At 34.9% G+C, this 17,026-nt stretch carries 18 protein-coding genes, 1 pseudogene, 1 riboswitch and 1 other annotated feature; of the genes and pseudogenes, 6 read left to right on the top strand and 13 right to left on the bottom strand.

Features of this window, described 5'->3' with window-relative positions:
• The first annotated feature begins 290 nt into the window (after positions 1–290).
• The 3 genes from ACUN0F_RS07525 to ACUN0F_RS07515 all read left to right on the top strand — a co-directional run bounded on the left by ACUN0F_RS07525 (position 291) and on the right by ACUN0F_RS07515 (position 2,732).
• Entirely contained in the window at positions 291–638 is a 348-nt protein-coding gene (locus tag ACUN0F_RS07525) for a winged helix-turn-helix transcriptional regulator (protein WP_000760478.1), read from the top strand.
• 430 nt (positions 639–1,068) lie between these two features.
• Complete coding sequence (locus ACUN0F_RS07520; protein ID WP_001115309.1) at positions 1,069–1,509, top strand: DUF1641 domain-containing protein; 441 nt, start codon at positions 1,069–1,071, stop codon at positions 1,507–1,509.
• A gap of 44 nt (positions 1,510–1,553) precedes the next feature.
• Positions 1,554–2,732 (top strand): NAD(P)/FAD-dependent oxidoreductase, encoded by a 1,179-nt coding sequence (locus ACUN0F_RS07515; RefSeq protein WP_000043194.1) that lies wholly within the window; start codon positions 1,554–1,556, stop codon positions 2,730–2,732.
• A gap of 226 nt (positions 2,733–2,958) precedes the next feature.
• On the opposite strand, the gene tyrS is transcribed toward ACUN0F_RS07515, so the two are convergent.
• The 5 genes from tyrS to ACUN0F_RS07490 form a co-directional block, all read right to left on the bottom strand.
• Entirely contained in the window at positions 2,959–4,218 is a 1,260-nt protein-coding gene (tyrS, locus tag ACUN0F_RS07510) for a tyrosine--tRNA ligase (protein ID WP_445539316.1), read from the bottom strand.
• 50 nt (positions 4,219–4,268) lie between these two features.
• Positions 4,269–4,484: a binding site (T-box leader), on the bottom strand.
• A 108-nt stretch (positions 4,485–4,592) separates the two neighbouring features.
• Entirely contained in the window at positions 4,593–5,507 is a 915-nt protein-coding gene (gene murB / locus ACUN0F_RS07505; RefSeq protein WP_327986605.1) for a UDP-N-acetylmuramate dehydrogenase, read from the bottom strand.
• Between the two features lie 387 nt (positions 5,508–5,894).
• A complete protein-coding gene (locus ACUN0F_RS07500) occupies positions 5,895–6,290 on the bottom strand; it encodes an SET domain-containing protein (RefSeq protein ID WP_000573650.1) in 396 nt (131 codons plus the stop codon).
• Positions 6,291–6,502: 212 nt separating this feature from the next.
• Positions 6,503–8,005, bottom strand: coding sequence for a DUF4077 domain-containing protein (locus ACUN0F_RS07495; RefSeq protein ID WP_445539315.1), 1,503 nt, complete (start codon positions 8,003–8,005; stop codon positions 6,503–6,505).
• A 34-nt stretch (positions 8,006–8,039) separates the two neighbouring features.
• Positions 8,040–9,098: an endonuclease/exonuclease/phosphatase family protein gene (locus tag ACUN0F_RS07490; RefSeq protein ID WP_445539314.1), complete on the bottom strand. Its 1,059-nt coding sequence runs from the start codon at positions 9,096–9,098 to the stop codon at positions 8,040–8,042.
• Positions 9,099–9,318: 220 nt separating this feature from the next.
• A riboswitch (Fluoride riboswitch) is annotated at positions 9,319–9,378 on the top strand.
• 54 nt (positions 9,379–9,432) lie between these two features.
• Between ACUN0F_RS07490 and crcB (ACUN0F_RS07485) the strand changes: the two genes are divergently transcribed.
• Positions 9,433–9,837: a fluoride efflux transporter CrcB gene (crcB, locus tag ACUN0F_RS07485; protein ID WP_445540807.1), complete on the top strand. Its 405-nt coding sequence runs from the start codon at positions 9,433–9,435 to the stop codon at positions 9,835–9,837.
• A complete protein-coding gene (gene crcB, locus ACUN0F_RS07480) occupies positions 9,834–10,190 on the top strand; it encodes a fluoride efflux transporter CrcB (protein ID WP_000568598.1) in 357 nt (118 codons plus the stop codon). The genes crcB (ACUN0F_RS07485) and crcB (ACUN0F_RS07480) overlap by 4 nt, the downstream gene beginning before the upstream one ends.
• A gap of 33 nt (positions 10,191–10,223) precedes the next feature.
• Here the strand turns inward: crcB (ACUN0F_RS07480) and ACUN0F_RS07475 are convergent, their stop codons facing one another.
• From ACUN0F_RS07475 to ACUN0F_RS07440, 8 genes and pseudogenes are all read right to left on the bottom strand, one after another.
• Entirely contained in the window at positions 10,224–10,463 is a 240-nt protein-coding gene (locus ACUN0F_RS07475) for a DUF3947 family protein (RefSeq protein WP_445539313.1), read from the bottom strand.
• A gap of 100 nt (positions 10,464–10,563) precedes the next feature.
• Complete coding sequence (locus tag ACUN0F_RS07470) at positions 10,564–10,797, bottom strand: DUF3955 domain-containing protein (RefSeq protein ID WP_080349982.1); 234 nt, start codon at positions 10,795–10,797, stop codon at positions 10,564–10,566.
• 159 nt (positions 10,798–10,956) lie between these two features.
• Positions 10,957–12,150 (bottom strand): MFS transporter, encoded by a 1,194-nt coding sequence (locus ACUN0F_RS07465; RefSeq protein WP_445539312.1) that lies wholly within the window; start codon positions 12,148–12,150, stop codon positions 10,957–10,959.
• A 5-nt stretch (positions 12,151–12,155) separates the two neighbouring features.
• Positions 12,156–13,703 (bottom strand): ABC-F family ATP-binding cassette domain-containing protein, encoded by a 1,548-nt coding sequence (locus tag ACUN0F_RS07460; RefSeq protein WP_445539311.1) that lies wholly within the window; start codon positions 13,701–13,703, stop codon positions 12,156–12,158.
• Between the two features lie 436 nt (positions 13,704–14,139).
• Complete coding sequence (gene speG, locus ACUN0F_RS07455) at positions 14,140–14,655, bottom strand: spermidine N1-acetyltransferase (protein ID WP_172554552.1); 516 nt, start codon at positions 14,653–14,655, stop codon at positions 14,140–14,142.
• Between the two features lie 140 nt (positions 14,656–14,795).
• Positions 14,796–14,999: pseudogene (locus ACUN0F_RS07450) on the bottom strand (phosphate-starvation-inducible PsiE family protein); the annotation flags it as partial.
• 190 nt (positions 15,000–15,189) lie between these two features.
• Positions 15,190–15,777, bottom strand: coding sequence for a DUF4367 domain-containing protein (locus ACUN0F_RS07445; protein ID WP_264461673.1), 588 nt, complete (start codon positions 15,775–15,777; stop codon positions 15,190–15,192).
• 29 nt (positions 15,778–15,806) lie between these two features.
• Complete coding sequence (locus ACUN0F_RS07440; RefSeq protein ID WP_264461674.1) at positions 15,807–16,304, bottom strand: hypothetical protein; 498 nt, start codon at positions 16,302–16,304, stop codon at positions 15,807–15,809.
• A gap of 225 nt (positions 16,305–16,529) precedes the next feature.
• Here ACUN0F_RS07440 and ACUN0F_RS07435 point away from each other — a divergent pair, with 225 nt between their 5' ends.
• Entirely contained in the window at positions 16,530–17,003 is a 474-nt protein-coding gene (locus ACUN0F_RS07435; protein ID WP_264461675.1) for a DUF4362 domain-containing protein, read from the top strand.
• Positions 17,004–17,026 lie beyond the last annotated feature (23 nt).

Genomic DNA, 17,026 nt, shown 5'->3' with positions numbered 1-17,026 from the left:
CCTTTTTTCTTCTAACAAATAATGTTACTGCTGATATATACTATTATGAATGGCTTCACTCTTTTTTTGAAGAACGCACTTTAAAGTACGATAGGTACCAAAAAGTAACATAGGCACTTTTTAGTACCGTACTACTCATTTCCCTGTTACGTATGCTATTATGGAACATATTCAACATGATAAAAAGTACGTACTTTAAAGTGCTATAGGTACTTTTTAGTAACATTTAAATTATTTGGCTTCTTTTGTTGGAGAACTAAAATCTACATTCATCAAAGGAGATTTTTTATATGAAGAAATATAATATTCCCGTTGAAGCGACTTTAGAGGTCATCGGTGGAAAATGGAAAGTCGTTATTCTTTGCCACTTAACGAAAGGTACAAAGAGAACGAGTGAATTAAAACGTCTCATGCCTGGTATTACACAAAAGATGTTAACACAGCAATTACGCGAATTAGAAGAAGACGGAGTTATTCAAAGAAAGGTATACAATCAAGTACCACCGAAAGTAGAATATTCTCTTACAGACTACGGTTGGTCTTTAGAATCCATTCTTGATTCTCTTTGTACTTGGGGCGAATGCCACCTTGAAAAAAGCGGTAACACATCGATGCTAATTACAGAAGGTGAACAATAAAAAAAGGAAAAAATGAACATAAATTTGTCCATTTTTTCCTTTTTTTATTTATATATACGTACATTTCTAACCTTAACAAAATAATTTATGCGCTTTCACGCCTTGTCAGTACTACATTATACGCTTAATATCAAATAATTAGGAATCATTTTTATGTTAACATAGGTGTATATAGTATATAATATAGGATATATATTATATACACTTTCCGATAAAGGAACTTTCCATTATGCGGACAAGCCATGTATCGGACAGTTCATAAATAATAGGTAGGACATTATGGTTTTGGATTTATGATTTCAGCTTACTTGCTGGCATAAATTTAAAGGCATTTTATTGTGCTTTGTGAAACTTTGTATAAAGTTTCGCAAACGTTTACTATCTTACCTATCAAAAATAAGAGTATTGCTATCGTAAAGGAGAATTGGAGATGCCAGAAACTATGACTCAAACAAAGCCAGAACAAGAAACTGTACAAATTTCTGCTAGCCAAGGACAACTTGATGTACTTGATCAGTTGTTAAAACCTGAGGTACAAGAATCATTAACTACACTAGTAGAACAGCTTCCAAAATTAACTGAGCTTGTTAACATTTTAACTAAGTCTTATGACTTCGCTCAAACTGTTGCTACTGATGAAGTATTAAAAAGCGACACTGTTGGTGCAATCACAGAGCTTGTAGAACCTGTAAAAGATACAGTGAAAAGCATGGCTGCTACTGCAATCGAAGCGAAAGATCGTGCTGACGAAAGCAACGAAGTTATCGGCCTGTTCGGTCTATTAAAATTATTAAAAGACCCACAAGCGCAAAAAATGTTCCGCTTTGTGAACGCATATCTTCAAATTAGTGCAGAACGTAACAATAAATAAGTTAACTTATAACAACAATTAGTAAAGACGGGGGATATCATACTATGTCAAAACAAATTGTCATCTTAGGCGCTGGTTATGGCGGTCTTCTTGCCGCTTTAAACGTACGTAAATATTACAGCAAATCAGAAGCACAAGTTACAGTGATTAACCAATACCCAACACACCAAATCATCACTGAACTACACCGCCTTGCAGCTGGTAACGTTGCTGAGCAAGCAATTGCAATGCCACTTACAAAGCTTTTCAAAGGTAAAGACATCGATCTTAAAATCGCAACAGTTGAGTCATTCTCAGTTGATAGCAAAGAAATTAAACTAGCTGGTGGCACTACTTTATCTTACGATGCACTTGTAGTTGCTTTAGGAAGTAAAACTGCTTACTTCGGTATTCCAGGACTAGAAGAAAACAGCATGGTATTAAAATCTGCTGCTGATGCAAACAAAATCTACAAACACGTTGAAGACCGTATTCGTGAATACGCGAAAACGAAAAACGAAGCTGATGCTACAATCGTAATCGGTGGTGGCGGATTAACTGGCGTTGAGCTAGTTGGTGAGCTTGCTGACATTATGCCTAAACTTGCAAAAAGCCACGGCGTAAATCCAAAAGAAGTTAAACTTCTTCTTGTTGAAGCAGGTCCAAAAATCCTTCCAGTATTACCAGACCACTTAATCGAACGTGCAACTACTAGCCTAGAAGCACGCGGTGTTACATTCTTAACAGGTCTTCCTGTAACAAACGTTGCTGGCAATGAAATCGACTTAAAAGACGGTCAAAAACTTGTTGCTAACACATTCGTTTGGACAGGCGGCGTACAAGGTAACCCATTAATCGGTGAATCAGGTCTTGAAGTAAACCGTGGCCGTGCAACAGTTGATGCATACCTACAATCTACTTCTCACAAAGACGTATTCGTTGCTGGAGACAGCGCTGTTGTCTTCGCTCCAGACGGACGTCCATACCCACCAACTGCACAAATCGCTTGGCAAATGGGTGAGTTAATTGGATACAACTTATACGCAGCACTAGAAGGCAAAGCATTCGAAGAGTTCGCACCTGTAAACTCTGGAACACTTGCTAGTCTAGGACGTAAAGATGCTGTTGCTACAATTGGAGCAAGCAATACTCCACTTAAAGGCTTACCAGCATCATTAATGAAAGAAGCAAGTAACGTTCGTTACTTATCACACATTAAAGGTCTATTCAGCTTAGCTTACTAAGCTGAATATAAGCCCGAATCATGCCCTGCATGGTTCGGGCTATTTTTATCCGTAATTTTCTCTAACTTATTTATTCGTCAAAAAAATTATATACCCTTTAAATTTATCTAAATATACTGACTTTTCGTAATAAAAGCTGTCCTGTTCGGAACAGCTTTTATTGTTGCTTTTTGTCGGTAAATCGATATATCAGGAAAATCGCTGATATATTTTTCGGCCTTACTCATTATCCTAACTTAACTAAACTGTAGTTCTTCTTCCCTTTACGAATAATAATAAATCGTCCATCAAATGAATTTTCTACAGTAACATCTGTATCCACATCCGTTACTTTTTCGCCATTCATCGAAATAGCTCCATTATTAATATCCTCACGTGCTTGTCGTCTAGATGGCTCAATTCCTAAATCAACTAGCCATTCTACGATGTTTTTCGTCTCTTTTGAAGACTGGAATGTTGGCATCTCTTTAAAACCTTGCTCAATTTCATCAGCTGTTAACGATTTAATATCTCCGCTAAATAACGCTGCTGTAATCTTCTCAGCTTGCAGGAGTGCCTCTGCTCCATGAACGAATTTCGTCATTTCTTCCGCTAATACTTTTTGCGATTCACGTTTATGAGGCTCTGTTTCTACCTTCGTTGCCAATTCATCGATGCGCTCTTTCGTTAAGAACGTAAAGTATTTCAAGTATTTCACTACATCACGGTCATCTGTATTCACCCAAAACTGGTAAAATTCAAATGGTGTTGTTTTTTCAGGATCAAGCCAAACTGCACCACCTGCTGATTTACCGAACTTCGTACCATCTGATTTCAATAATAATGGAATCGTTAATCCAAATACTTTCGCTTCGTGCCCTTCTAACTTACGAATTAAATCTAAACCACTCGTAATATTTCCCCATTGGTCACTACCACCAATTTGCAGTTGAACATCTTCTTTCGTGTATAAATGATGGAAGTCCATCGCTTGCAAAATTTGGTACGTAAATTCTGTGAAAGAAATACCTGTATCTAAACGACTTGCTACAATATCCTTCGCTAACATGCTATTAATGCTAAAGTTCTTCCCGTAATCACGTAAAAACTCAATAATATTTATTTCATGTGTCCAGTCGTAGTTATTTACCATCTTCACTTCGCTATTTCCGCCAAAATCAAATAGCTTTTTCATTTGCGCTGTTAACGCATCCACATTATGCTGAACTACTTCTAACGTTTGAAGTTGACGTTCTGATTGACGTCCGCTCGGATCACCAATTGTTCCTGTTGCCCCACCAATTAAAATAACTGGATGATGGCCAGCTAACTGGAATCTCTTCATCATCATAAACGGAATTAAATGTCCAATATGCATACTATCACCAGTCGGATCAACCCCGCAGTATAGTGAAATCTTTTTCTCTTCTACTAGCTTACGTAAACCTTCTTCATCAGTCTGTTGATTCACAGCGCCGCGCCATTCTAATTCATCAATAATATTCATCTTTTGTCATCCCCTTTATTTTTTAAAACAAAAAGTCCCTATGTCTATGACATAGGGACGATTATTCACCGTGTTACCACCCAGTTTGTATAAATAGCATAGCTACTCATACCACTCTTAGCAATAATATCGATTGCCAATCCGCTTAGCATTACCTAAGATACTCCAGAGTGTAATTCGCAAGTTTGTTTGTGCTAGGTTCCAGCAACCCCTAGCTCTCTCGTTAACAGTGACAAACTGCTACTGGGCTCTTTCAACGTATATTATTTGTTAAATTATTAGCCATTATATTGAATTGAAAACAAATTGTCAACAATACCCAAATGTTATTTTAAAATAATTCATACTTTTATACGCTTTTAATTCAAAGATTATTATAGATCTTCTCCAATAATCCTTACTTCTCTCTCTAACTTCACGCCAAATTTCTCTTCAACTGTCTTTTGTACAAAGTGAATTAAATCGATGTAATCTTGTGCTGTTCCATTATCAACATTCACCATAAATCCAGCGTGTTTTAGAGAAACTTCCACTCCGCCAATTCGCTTACCTTGTAGTCCTGATTCTTGAATCAATTTACCAGCAAAGTTATTTGGTGGACGCTTAAATACGCTACCACATGAAGGATATTCTAGAGGTTGTTTTGACTCACGTTTAAACGTTAAATCATCCATTTTTTCTTTAATTTCTTCACGCACACCTTCTTCAAGCTCAAATCTCGCTTCAAGAATAATGTAATGGTTGTTTGCAAATACGCTCTTACGATATCCAAATTCAAATGCTTCTTTCGTCAAAGTACGTAACTCTCCATCACCTGTCATTACGACAGCTTCTGTTAATACAAACGATACTTCACCGCCGTATGCGCCAGCATTCATATATAAAGCTCCGCCAACTGAACCTGGAATACCACAAGCAAACTCAAGACCCGTTAAATTATAATCTAATGCAATACGTGATACATCAATAATTGCTGCACCACACTGTGCCACAATCGTCGTTCCTGTTACAGTCACATCTGTAATGTGAATTAAACTTACGGTAATCCCGCGAATTCCACCATCTTTAATAATGACATTCGATCCATTTCCTAAAAACGTAACCGGAATATTATATTCGTTAGCATATTTGATAACTTCTTGAATTTCATCATAATTTGTCGGCGCAACGAACACATCTGCTTTTCCACCAACTTTAATATGCGTATGATTCTTTAACATTTCATCTTGTTTCACATGACCTTCAGGCAATACCGTACTTAAATATTTATAAACCTCTTGCATATTCATTTTACGATTCCTCTATTTCTATATTCTTTTTATCCCGTTATACGGGCCCATAATATCCCCACATACATGAACGAACCTAAAGTGGTGGATACAGTGTACCCAAAATCAATTCGAGACACCTATAAACCTCTTAATTTATAAGAGGTGCCACTCATATTAAAATATATATTGCATAATAAAGCAACCCAAATGGGCTACTAAACTTGACATGTCATCAGAAAGACAACAATTTGTAAAATATATAACTTTTTCAAAACACTATCCTTCAGTATCTTACTATACCATACGAAAATAAAGTGGTATTTTTTGTAATCTTTACTTTATTTTCATCAATAAAAAAGATGCTTTTACCTATGTAAAAGCATCTTTTTTATTACTTATTATAATTTACTTTTCGTTCTCTTCTTTTTCCTTATCAAACCATAATAGCTCATCGTCATCAACTTCACCATTATAATTGATTAGAATCTCTTCTCCCGCTTTTATATCTTTGTAAGCAAAGAAGTTAAACGTGTGATTCTCAAAGACAATATCATACGTTGCATTCGGATTATATGCATGATTAAATAACATGCCGTATCCTAAAAGGAATGCTGTATGATTTACCCCATACTCAAATGCGTAGTCAGCAAGTAACGTTTTCTCAATGTGTTCATGCTGTTCATTCGGATAAGAGATAACTGGTGCTGAGTGAATCAACTCACCCTTTTTAATATCACGAGTTGCAAATACACCTCTATTAAATTCTCCATCACTAAGTTCAGAAGTCTTAACTTCGATCATATGCGTCACCTATATAATTCTTTCTTTGAAGTATTTTAATACCGCTATTTGCGGGGTTCAACTAATAATCAGTAGCGTATAGCCCCACTAATTAAAGTCTCACTTTATCTCCTTAAGCTTGGCAGAAAACGCGCAGAAAAGCAATTAAATTACTATCAAGTATTCATTTAAATGAAAAAAGAGCACACATAGTGTGCCCTTTTTAAGAGATATTACTTTTCTAAAATATTTTCTAGCAACTTCACTTGCTCGCTAACAGTATGCAACGTCTTCACCGATATATCATTTCGATGTTTTTCTTCTTCCACACTTGCTAACACTTCTTCCGTAGCCGCAGAAGTTTGCTGAATTACATTAGAAGCATGTGTAACATCCTTTACGATATTCGTCGTTTTAACCTGCAAGTTTTCTTGATGACCAACAATCTCTCTCATTACATCATTAATTGCATCAATAAAATTCCCTAAATCCGTTACATTTGTTAAAACACTTGCTAGCATTTCGTTACATTCTTCTTGTACTTTTTCTGATTTTTCTACCTGCACTTCCACTTTACTTGCCTGATTACTAAATTCCTTCAAAATACCTTGAATTCTCCCCGCAGAACGATTCGATTCTTCGGCAAGCTTTAATACTTCATTCGCTACAATAGCAAATCCTTTTCCATGCTCGCCTGCTCTTGCCGCTTCAATATTTGCATTTAAAGCTAGCAAACTCGTCTGGCTTGAAATATTCGTTATTACATCTACAATTTCATTAATTTGCTTCGACTGCATCATTAAATCTCTAAATATAATTCCTGATTGTGAAACAACATCATTTAAACTTCTCATATTCGCTTCAAAATTTCGTAAAGTATGTACACTACCCTTTGAAACCTCTAAACTTTCATCAACACGAGTCGATGCATTTCTTACTTGCGAAATGATTTGTTCAATATTCCCCTCCATATCATTCAATACTTCTACCGAACGATGCATCATCTCTGATTGTGATTGGGTGCCAACTGCCACCTCTTCAAAAGCGAAATTAATTTCACTCATCGACTCCATTGATGTATTCATATTTTGTCTTAAGTGATTGAAATTACTATGTAGTTTCCCAACCGTTTCCTCAATAAGTCTTTGCGTTTCTTCTAGCTCCTGAGCTTTCCTCATTACTTCTTGCTTCTCATCACTTAAACGAGCTAACAAATTAGAGCCAATCTTCGTTACGCCCCACATTGCGATCGTTACGATTGCTAACAAGCTTGCGAAGTTTGCAGCCTCAGATGCCGCTGTATAAGCAAAAAATTGCTCCGGCCAATAACTACAAAGAATAAATGTGATAACAACCGCCACTCCGCCGAGAATGATAACGAGACGTTCACTTAAATAAATAAGTGAAACTGCTAATGTAAAGTAGACCATTTGAAATACAGCCGGACTTTCATTAAAAGCTTGTACCATAATGAAAGACATAATAAGCAACATAAATGTCATGATATATTTATACATCGCTTCCATGCTTTCTATAAAAGTAAACAGCGTTCCAAATACAACAACTGAAATACCACAAACCCAAAACGCTATTGCTCTCTCTGTAAAAATATATCCGTAATACCCAATCGCGATTATTCCAAGAAAGAAACTACAAATCGTAATGAACAGCAATAAATGATTTTTCTGTGATTCTTTCTCAAGGTTAGAAAAACAAGTTCTCTTTAACCACTCCATATATGAAGCCCCACCTTCTACTTATACATATCGATTACTTCAGCTTAAATACCGCACTTACTGGGTTATGATCGCTATTTTCAAAATTTAAATCTTTCCCTTGTACATTTACAATTTCCACATTCGGTGAAACGATAAAACCATCAATAATCGTGACAAAGTTTTCACCTTCCACATACTTCTTCACATCATCTCTCACCGTCATAACAGACGGATCTACAGCCCACTTAAAGCCACCATCAGTAAAGTCCTTCGGTAACTCTACTAACCACTCAGGACGCTCTTTCACAAACTTCGGATCACTTAATTGAACGTTAGAAAGTAATTGATTCCAATCTCCGCCCATTATTACGTAATCACCATTTTCATAATGTTTGTTCATATATTCTTTTAAAAACTCTACTTGCTGTTTTCTAATTTTCCCGCCTTCATCATACGCAGACAAATGTAAATTTACGAGTCTCACAAACTTCCCATTATTAACAGGTATTTTATGCTCAACAATCGCTCGATCTAAATCAAACAAACGCTTCGGCCAAGGCTCCATTCCAGGAAGCTGGAACCTCTGCGCTGTTTGAACTGTATATTTAGAAAACGTACTTAATCCAGCCTCCGCATATCCCATTGGACTTGTAATTGGTACAGGGACCCATTTTGTATCATAGTTCTTTCCGAACGACAAAGCATAATCAGGTAATCCTTTTTTCAAAAATTCATGCCCATTTACATCAAAAGATCGCATTGATTTTATATCAACTTCTTGTAATAACGTAAAATCACTATTCTCATTTTGTAAAAACGAAAGCATTTTCTTTAAATTCGTTTCCGTTTGCTCTTTACTACTTGAACCAGAACCTTTTCCACCATCCATAAAGAAGTCTTGATCCTTATCTAATCCAGCATATCCAATATTAAATGTTGTAACTTTAAATTCATTTCCTGTCGCTAATACGCGCTCTTTATTATTTTCCACCTTCAAACTTATAACATTAGCCGGCTGTTCTTTAGTAAGCGTCATATACGCTAAAAAACCACCTACAACTCCCGCCCCTACTAAAATACATATAAGTACTATTTTTAATAATTTTTTCAAACGAACGACTCCTTTTCTAAAACTATCAATTTTACTTTTCTTTATTTTCAGTTAACTGAAGCGAATGACAGACATACGAAACATTTTATCATATCGAAAACCTTATATCACTATATTTAGTTTATAAGTATAAATTCTCTATCTTAAACCATCACATACATACAAAACAGCTCCACTTCTTCACTGGAAATTCTACGCAATTTTTAGTACACTATATGTAATAATCATAGGCGATGGGGTTCGCCATAACTGCTGCTTAGCTAATGACTCCTACCAGTATAACTACTGGTAGGAGTCTATTTTTTTGAGCAAGCTATTTAAAGAGGTGAAGAAATTGATTTATATTATCGTTGGCATAGCCGGTATATTAGGAGCCCTTTCTCGCTATTATTTAGGTCTTACTATTCATACTTCATGGAATCATTCATTTCCGCTAGCCACATTGCTCATCAACTTACTCGGCTGCTTCCTATTAGCTTGGCTGACTACGTATATCGCTCGGCGAAACATCTTACCGTCAGAAATTATTACAGGCATTGGGACTGGATTCATCGGTTCTTTTACGACGTTTTCAACATTTAGTGTAGAAACTGTGCAATTAATCCATCATTCTGAATGGGGTACGTCTTTCTTATATGTATCATGCAGCATACTTGGTGGTCTCATTATGTCTGGTCTTGGCTATACACTAGGTGATTTCTTAATTAAGAAACATCTTACGGAAGGTGATCACTTATGATAGAAGCTTTATTAGTGGCAACAGGTGGATTTTTCGGTGCTATTACACGATTTGCAATTAGTAATTGGTTTAAAAAAAGAAATAAAACTTCATTTCCAATTGCTACATTTCTCATTAATATAACAGGCGCGTTTTTACTCGGATATATAATTGGAAACGGAGTCACTACAAGCTGGCAATTATTATTAGGTACTGGATTTATGGGTGCCTTCACGACATTTTCAACATTTAAGCTAGAGTCCATTCAGCTCTTCAATCGTAAAAATTTCGGCATACTATTTCTATATTTAAGTACTACTTATATTATTGGTATCCTTTTTGCATTCCTTGGAATGAAACTAGGCGGAATATAAAAAAAGAAAGCGACTCTTATCAGTCGCTTTCTTTCATAAGAAGTATGTCCCGCCATATGGAATGGAAAATAAACCCGCTGGATGCACATCGTAATGTACAATTTGCATCGGAGGCTGTGAGTACGACAAATACTGCCCTTGCATCATTTGTGCAAAATATGCTTGCTGCTGCATTTGAATCGCTTGATTCACAGCATGAATTGTCCCCTGTGCTCCTGCCAAAGTAATAGCCGATCCGACTTGCCTTTCAGGATAACAATAATGATTCACCATGATTCAGCTCACTTTTTATTTTTCTTCCATATAGTATGTTTCTATTTCATAGTGAGTATTTTGTCCTGATTAATGGATCCCTCACTGATTAAACTTCATTTTATCTATTACTTTTTTTCAACTTTGAAGTAATAAATCCAAATAGTAATACACCAATCCCACTCAAGAACAATACATAACTTATCGGTACTAAGAAAAAGAAAGGTTCTTCAAGGAATCCATTCGCTCCCACTTTACTGTTTGAAGCATGTATAGCTAAAGAAATGATCGCCAAAATCATGAAAGAAATAGCTACTACGTATTTATTTATCATTTCACATTCTCCTCTATTCATATAATTACCCTTAGATTATTAACATCATATTACCTAAAACAAAATCAATCGTCAATAATTATTTATTGTTATACAATAAATAATTATTGATTTGTATAAATAGAAAAAGGTTTATGAAGCACCTTACATTGCCTCACAAACCTTTTCAAACATAAATATTTACACTTCAAATCTTTTACTTACTACAATATAAATTGCACACAACAATACGAATATCCCAGCATAAATTAACAAAATTTCTACACTAAACATATCAGCCAATGGGCCAAATATTATCATTCCTAAAGGAAGCGCGCATGAATTAGCGATTTGTACAAGACTAAACATTCGTCCGTGCATAGAAGGTTCTACTTTTTCCTGCAATAACACGGTAACCGGTGTATTGAAGCACGGCATTGTTATACCAATTAAAAAGTTACATACTAAATACATAATAAATATTGGTGCAATCCCTATTCCAATCATAAGCAGTCCATACAACGCACAAGCTAGCGCTGTTGTATGCATACGATTACGAAAACCACCCCATGCCGCAATCAATATGCCACCAGCTGCTGCACCGGCACTAAAAGTCATCTCACTAGCAGTAAGCCTCCACATTTCTGCACCGAAAGAACGAGTTACCATTAAAGGCGTCAAAAAAGCAGCTGGACTTATTAAAATCATGACAATGATTAATAAAACGAGTAGTCTTTTAATAAATACATTTTCTTTTAAGTAAGCAAAGCCTTCCTTTATACCTTGTAGATTAGATCTTTGCTTACTCTCTGCATTCACATGTCTCTCCACTTGAATGATAAACATAATACTAATTCCAATCATAGCCGTAATAACATCAATAAAAAATGTCGTTTCAATGCTAGCAATAGAAAGAATTGCAGCACTTGCTGCTGGCGAAAGAAACATAATTAAAGATGTAATACTGCTATTTATCCCATTTACTTTCATAAGATGATCTTTCGGAACGATTTGTGGGATTAACGCATTCACAGCTGGCGTTTGTACCCCTGTCCCAGCTGAACGAATGAGTAGTACTATAAAAAGTAACCAAATGCTTTTATATCCCGTTAAAAATAAAACTGCTAAAACTAACGTAGCAATTGCTATAACCCCGTCCGATAACATAATCATTTTTTTACGATCATAACGATCAATCCATATACCTGCAAATAAAGAGATCGCGATTTGTGGTAAGAAACCGCAAACAGTTGAAATAGTCAACATTAATCCTGACGATGTTGTAAGGGTGATATACCATATAATCGCGTACTGTACGAGAGAGGAACCGAACAAAGAAATAGTTTGAGCGGTCAAAAATAATATAATTTCATTTTTCCAATCATTTCCACTCATATGTTTCACACCCCCTTAACTAACCCTGTCTCTATATTAAAAATACTATCTGCCCAATCAAGATAAAAACTTGCTTCGTGGGATACGAGTATAATGCTACCTTTAAACTGAATGAGTGCCTTTTGCAAAGCTTCCTTCGCTTCTGCATCTAGGTGATTTGTCGGTTCATCTAAGATTAAGAAATTACAAGGTGACAATAACAATCCGCATAATTTAACCTTTGATTGTTCACCACCACTCAACGTACGAATTTCTTGGGAAACATGAGTATCCTTCACACCACACGCAGCTAAATGATGACGTATTTCCTTCACGTTTAGTTTAGGAAACTGTTCCGAAATAATTTGAAGCGGCGTTAACGAATCGTTATTCCAATTTAAATCTTGCTCATAATATCCAATCTTTATTTGCTCTGAGAAGTGAAATTCTCCGGCAATACTAGAAATAGTTCCAACGATTGTTTTTAATAAAGTAGATTTCCCTACTCCGTTGAATCCTGTAATAACAAGTTTTTGCCCACCCATCACTGAAAAATTCAATTTTGGTAAGAGAGCAAAATCGTAACCAACTTCAAGATTATTTACTTCAAGAACTGTCTGAACTGAAATAGGAAGTTCCTGAAAATGAATAGACGGTTTATGAGTAAAACTTGGTGGCGCAATTCTTTCCATACGTTGCAACTGCTTCCTACGCCCTTGCGCTATTTTTGAATTCACTCCAGCAATATTTCTACGAATATACTCTTCCGTTTTTTCAATTTTCTTTTGCTGTGCATGATATTGGCGAATATAGTCTTTTCGCAAATGCTCCTTTTGTCTTACAAAATCTGAGTATTTGCCGTAATACTTCTTCACCGTTCCAAACTCTACATCACATATGCAAGAAGTCACTTTTTCTAGGAAATCAAAATCATGTGACACGACAATAAACGCCCCTTCAAAATTCATTAAATAATTAGCAAGCCATTCAACATGCTCTTTATCAAGAAAGTTTGTCGGTTCATCTAGTAATAAAATATTAGGCTCTTCTAATAAAAGCTTTGCTAAAATTACCTTTGCTCGTTGTCCTCCGCTTAATTCACCAATAACACGACTCATCCCAATAGCATCAATACCTAAACCGGCTGCCACCTTATTTATTACGCTGTCTACGGAATAAAAATCACGAGCTTCAAGCTGCTCTTGTATTTCAGCTGCTTTCAATAGTTGATTCTCATCTCCAGTCATTGCACTTTCTTCATATAACTTATTCATTCTCTTTTCCAATTCAAACAAATCATAAAAAGCTCGCTTTAAATATTGTGAAATGGTATAGCTCCCATCAATTTCTGCATATTGATCAAGATGTCCAATTTGAATATTTGGTTGCCACTTAATGCTACCCTTATCAGAAATAATTTCTCCCACCAATATTTTCATTAACGTGCTTTTTCCTGCACCATTCTGTCCAACAATTCCCATATGCTCTCCTTTATGCAAATCAAAAGAAGCATTTTCGTATAATACTTTATCTATAAAACTATGTGATAAACTTTCAATTTTAAGTAAACTCATTTTTATTCCTCTTTTCCTGAAATTAAAAAAGCAGAGAGATAGCGTCATTCGACACTAGCCCTCTGCTTCGTGGTTTTTCCCATACTACTCCAATTTACAGTAAAAGCTCATCGGAATAATATACACAAAGGGCCATAGACAAAGCATTGTCTATGGCCCCTTAATCTATTTTATACATCAGCTGAAAAACCATAACCAAATAAGCATAGGTAAACTATACTTTTTTCGAAAAGTTATTCAGCCGATGAATATAGGGGATTTATACCCCTTGATTAAGCTCCGTACAACGCTTCACCGTATACATTTGTGCGGAGCAAAGTTTTCTAATGAGTTTTACAAATTTTATATAAAGCATGTTCTGCACCTTCCTTAATACTTAAAAGGGATTTTAGCATACGGTTTTATGAAGCGTCAACATTACTTCCAGATCATTCAACTATTTGCTTTCAAAATATTCCTTCTGAAACATACACATTCTTATCGCATTATGATAATTACCATCCACGAAAAACTCGTCGAGAAGTTCACCTTCCACCATAAATCCAACTTTTTTATAAACGTGTACAGCCTTTTCATTCTCTTTATCAACAACTAAATAGAGTTTATGCATATTTAATACAGAAAAAGCGTAATCCATCGCTAACCGCGTCGCTTCCGCTGCGTAACCATACCCTTGGTAATTCGGATCAATAATAATTTGGAATTCCGTTCTTCGATGAATATAATCGATTTCTACTAACTCCACTAATCCAACCATCTCATTATCTTTCTCCAGGATAAAACGACGTTCACTTTGATCGTGTATATGTTTATCGTATAAATCCTGCAGCTCCACAAATGCCTCATATGGCTCTTCAAACCAATACGACATAATATGTGCATTGTTGTTTAGTTCGTGTACAAACTTTAAATCTTCTCGTTCTAATGGACGTAACTTTAATTCCTGACTCATTGCTATAACCTCCAAGTAAAAGAAACCTCTTTACTTAATTTCTCAATTTTTTTCAATTTCAAACGCCCTAATTTCATTGTAAACTTTCAAGCAGCTTGAAGGTCAAGATATAAAAAGTAGTGCAAACTACACCTGCACTACTACTCTTTTCTCAAATCTCTCATATTTGATATGTATAAAGCAATAACTAAAACAAGAATGGATCCCGCATATAACAACGTCTCCATCGGTTCCTCATACGACACAATAATTAAACGAATTAACGCCGTAATTCCGATATAAATAAAATAACGTAACGGGAAATGATAATTTGACTTAAAATACTTAATAATCAATGCGATAAATCAATACAAACAAGAAGTTTAATTGAACTGTTAGAAAATCCACATAGATTAGACCATTTTTAAATTACATTTCTACGGACCTTCTCGCTAAAAATAAAACTATCTTATAAGAATAGAAACACCCCGAATTATAGGACCTTTTAAAGCACCCACAATTCAGGGTATTCTTTTTCTATTTTATTTCTTTTTATTATTCTATCGAGTTAGCAATTCCAATCAACTCTTCAATAGTAAACTTGCCTACATCTTTTTCACCTATTAAAGCATAATATAAATTATCTTTTGGACTATTGAATGCCAAGACTTGAGCTGCATCACCTTCTGCATATGTTGCTTCTATGCCATTACTCAATCTTACAATTTTCGTATCATAACCCGTTGTATCAATATTTGTTTCAGTCCCTATTACATTAAAAGTTATTCTTTGAGAAGCATCTTTATTCTCATATCTATGAGTATAAAACTTTGTTCCCTCTGAAGACTCAGATAGAGATGTTGCTATATATTCTCCAGCCTTATTATCCATAAAATTAGTAATGTCATAGTTTATTTTTTCTAACATACCTTGATTTTTTTGTTCATCTCTAAAGATTACTTTCTTAGGAAGCTTTACATCTTTAGATACCGACTTATATAATTCCCTATCTGTATTTAAAGCATATGCTTCTATTTTTTCTTCACTAGCCTGTACTTTGTCCTCCATTCCACTGACTAAACACATACTAGTAGCTAATCCGCTAAATAAAATCACAGCTAGTAACTTTTTATTAAATTTCATTTAGATCTCCACCTTTTCATAATATAAATTTAATATTTAAAAATCTGCACATATCTGTATTGAACTCCATTACCAGCTCCAGAACTACGAGCATCTGTATTTATATGCAAGTTAGAAGATGTTACATTAGGTAAATTAAGTCCCCAAAATGGTTCTGGATTATTTCGTAACATTTTATTATAAGCACTTAAAGGATAGTGCACATTAGAACTCGTTTTACTTTGCGCCCAAAAACTTTGTATATAAGGGTCACCAGATTCAATACTGGTTCGTAACTTTATCGCTATTAAACGTTTGTCTTTACTAATAGTACTTGTCATTGATAAATTCCCACTACCACCACCGCCAGAAAAACCGGCACTATTTGTATAAGAACCACCACTTGATCCAACATTATACTGTTTATACTTATCAACATAACTACCTGCACTAACCGACCCTAACGACGAAAAACCTATAAAAGTTGCTAATGCCCCAATTCCACAAATCTTTTTTGCTCTTGAACTCCCCAAAAATTTGTTAAACATGAATAACATCACTCCTTTTTAGATTTTTTTGTTACAAAAACATCATAAACTAATATAAAAATTCCATGTCGAAATTTACAACTTATTAACGAAAAAATGAAAAAAATGCAGATATTTACGGTAAGTTAATAAAAAAACAAATTATCCTTAACCTACCCTAGACACATGTAGGCTAAAATATTATTGTGAACGTTTTTCTAAAAATGAAGAAAAGGAGATGAATCTATGAAAATACAATATAGAAAGTATGCGTTATCTATAATCTCGCTAGCCTTATTTACTCTTATTGGTTGTACTAATAATGAGAAAAAAAACAATACAAACGAGACATATACTTTTGAGGATTCCCAAAAACGTGGTGATATTATTGAAAAAAACGATAAAATTTATAACATAGAGAAATTAGATACTTTCGTAAAAAACTATAATTCAAATAAAGACGATTCAGTTAGAATTACTAAATTTAATAACAAGAACGAACCTATTATTATTGATTTAACTGTAAAAAAAGAAAAGGAATCTACCTCCGTCTATTATGATGTCGACTACACAAAAACAAATGAGAAACATAATGAAAATCAAGAGATTCAATATTCAAATAATACATGTCAAAAGATAAAGAAAGATATTGAAGATAATAAAGTAACTTATAAATTAGAATGTCCTGACACTATTCATTTGATTACAGCCTCAAAATAATAGGGAGGAAAATTGCAAATAAA

The organism is Bacillus sp. 1A (assembly GCF_052682215.1).
Note: the sequence above shows the minus strand (reverse complement) of the source record. Positions and strands in the feature narration are given on the sequence as shown.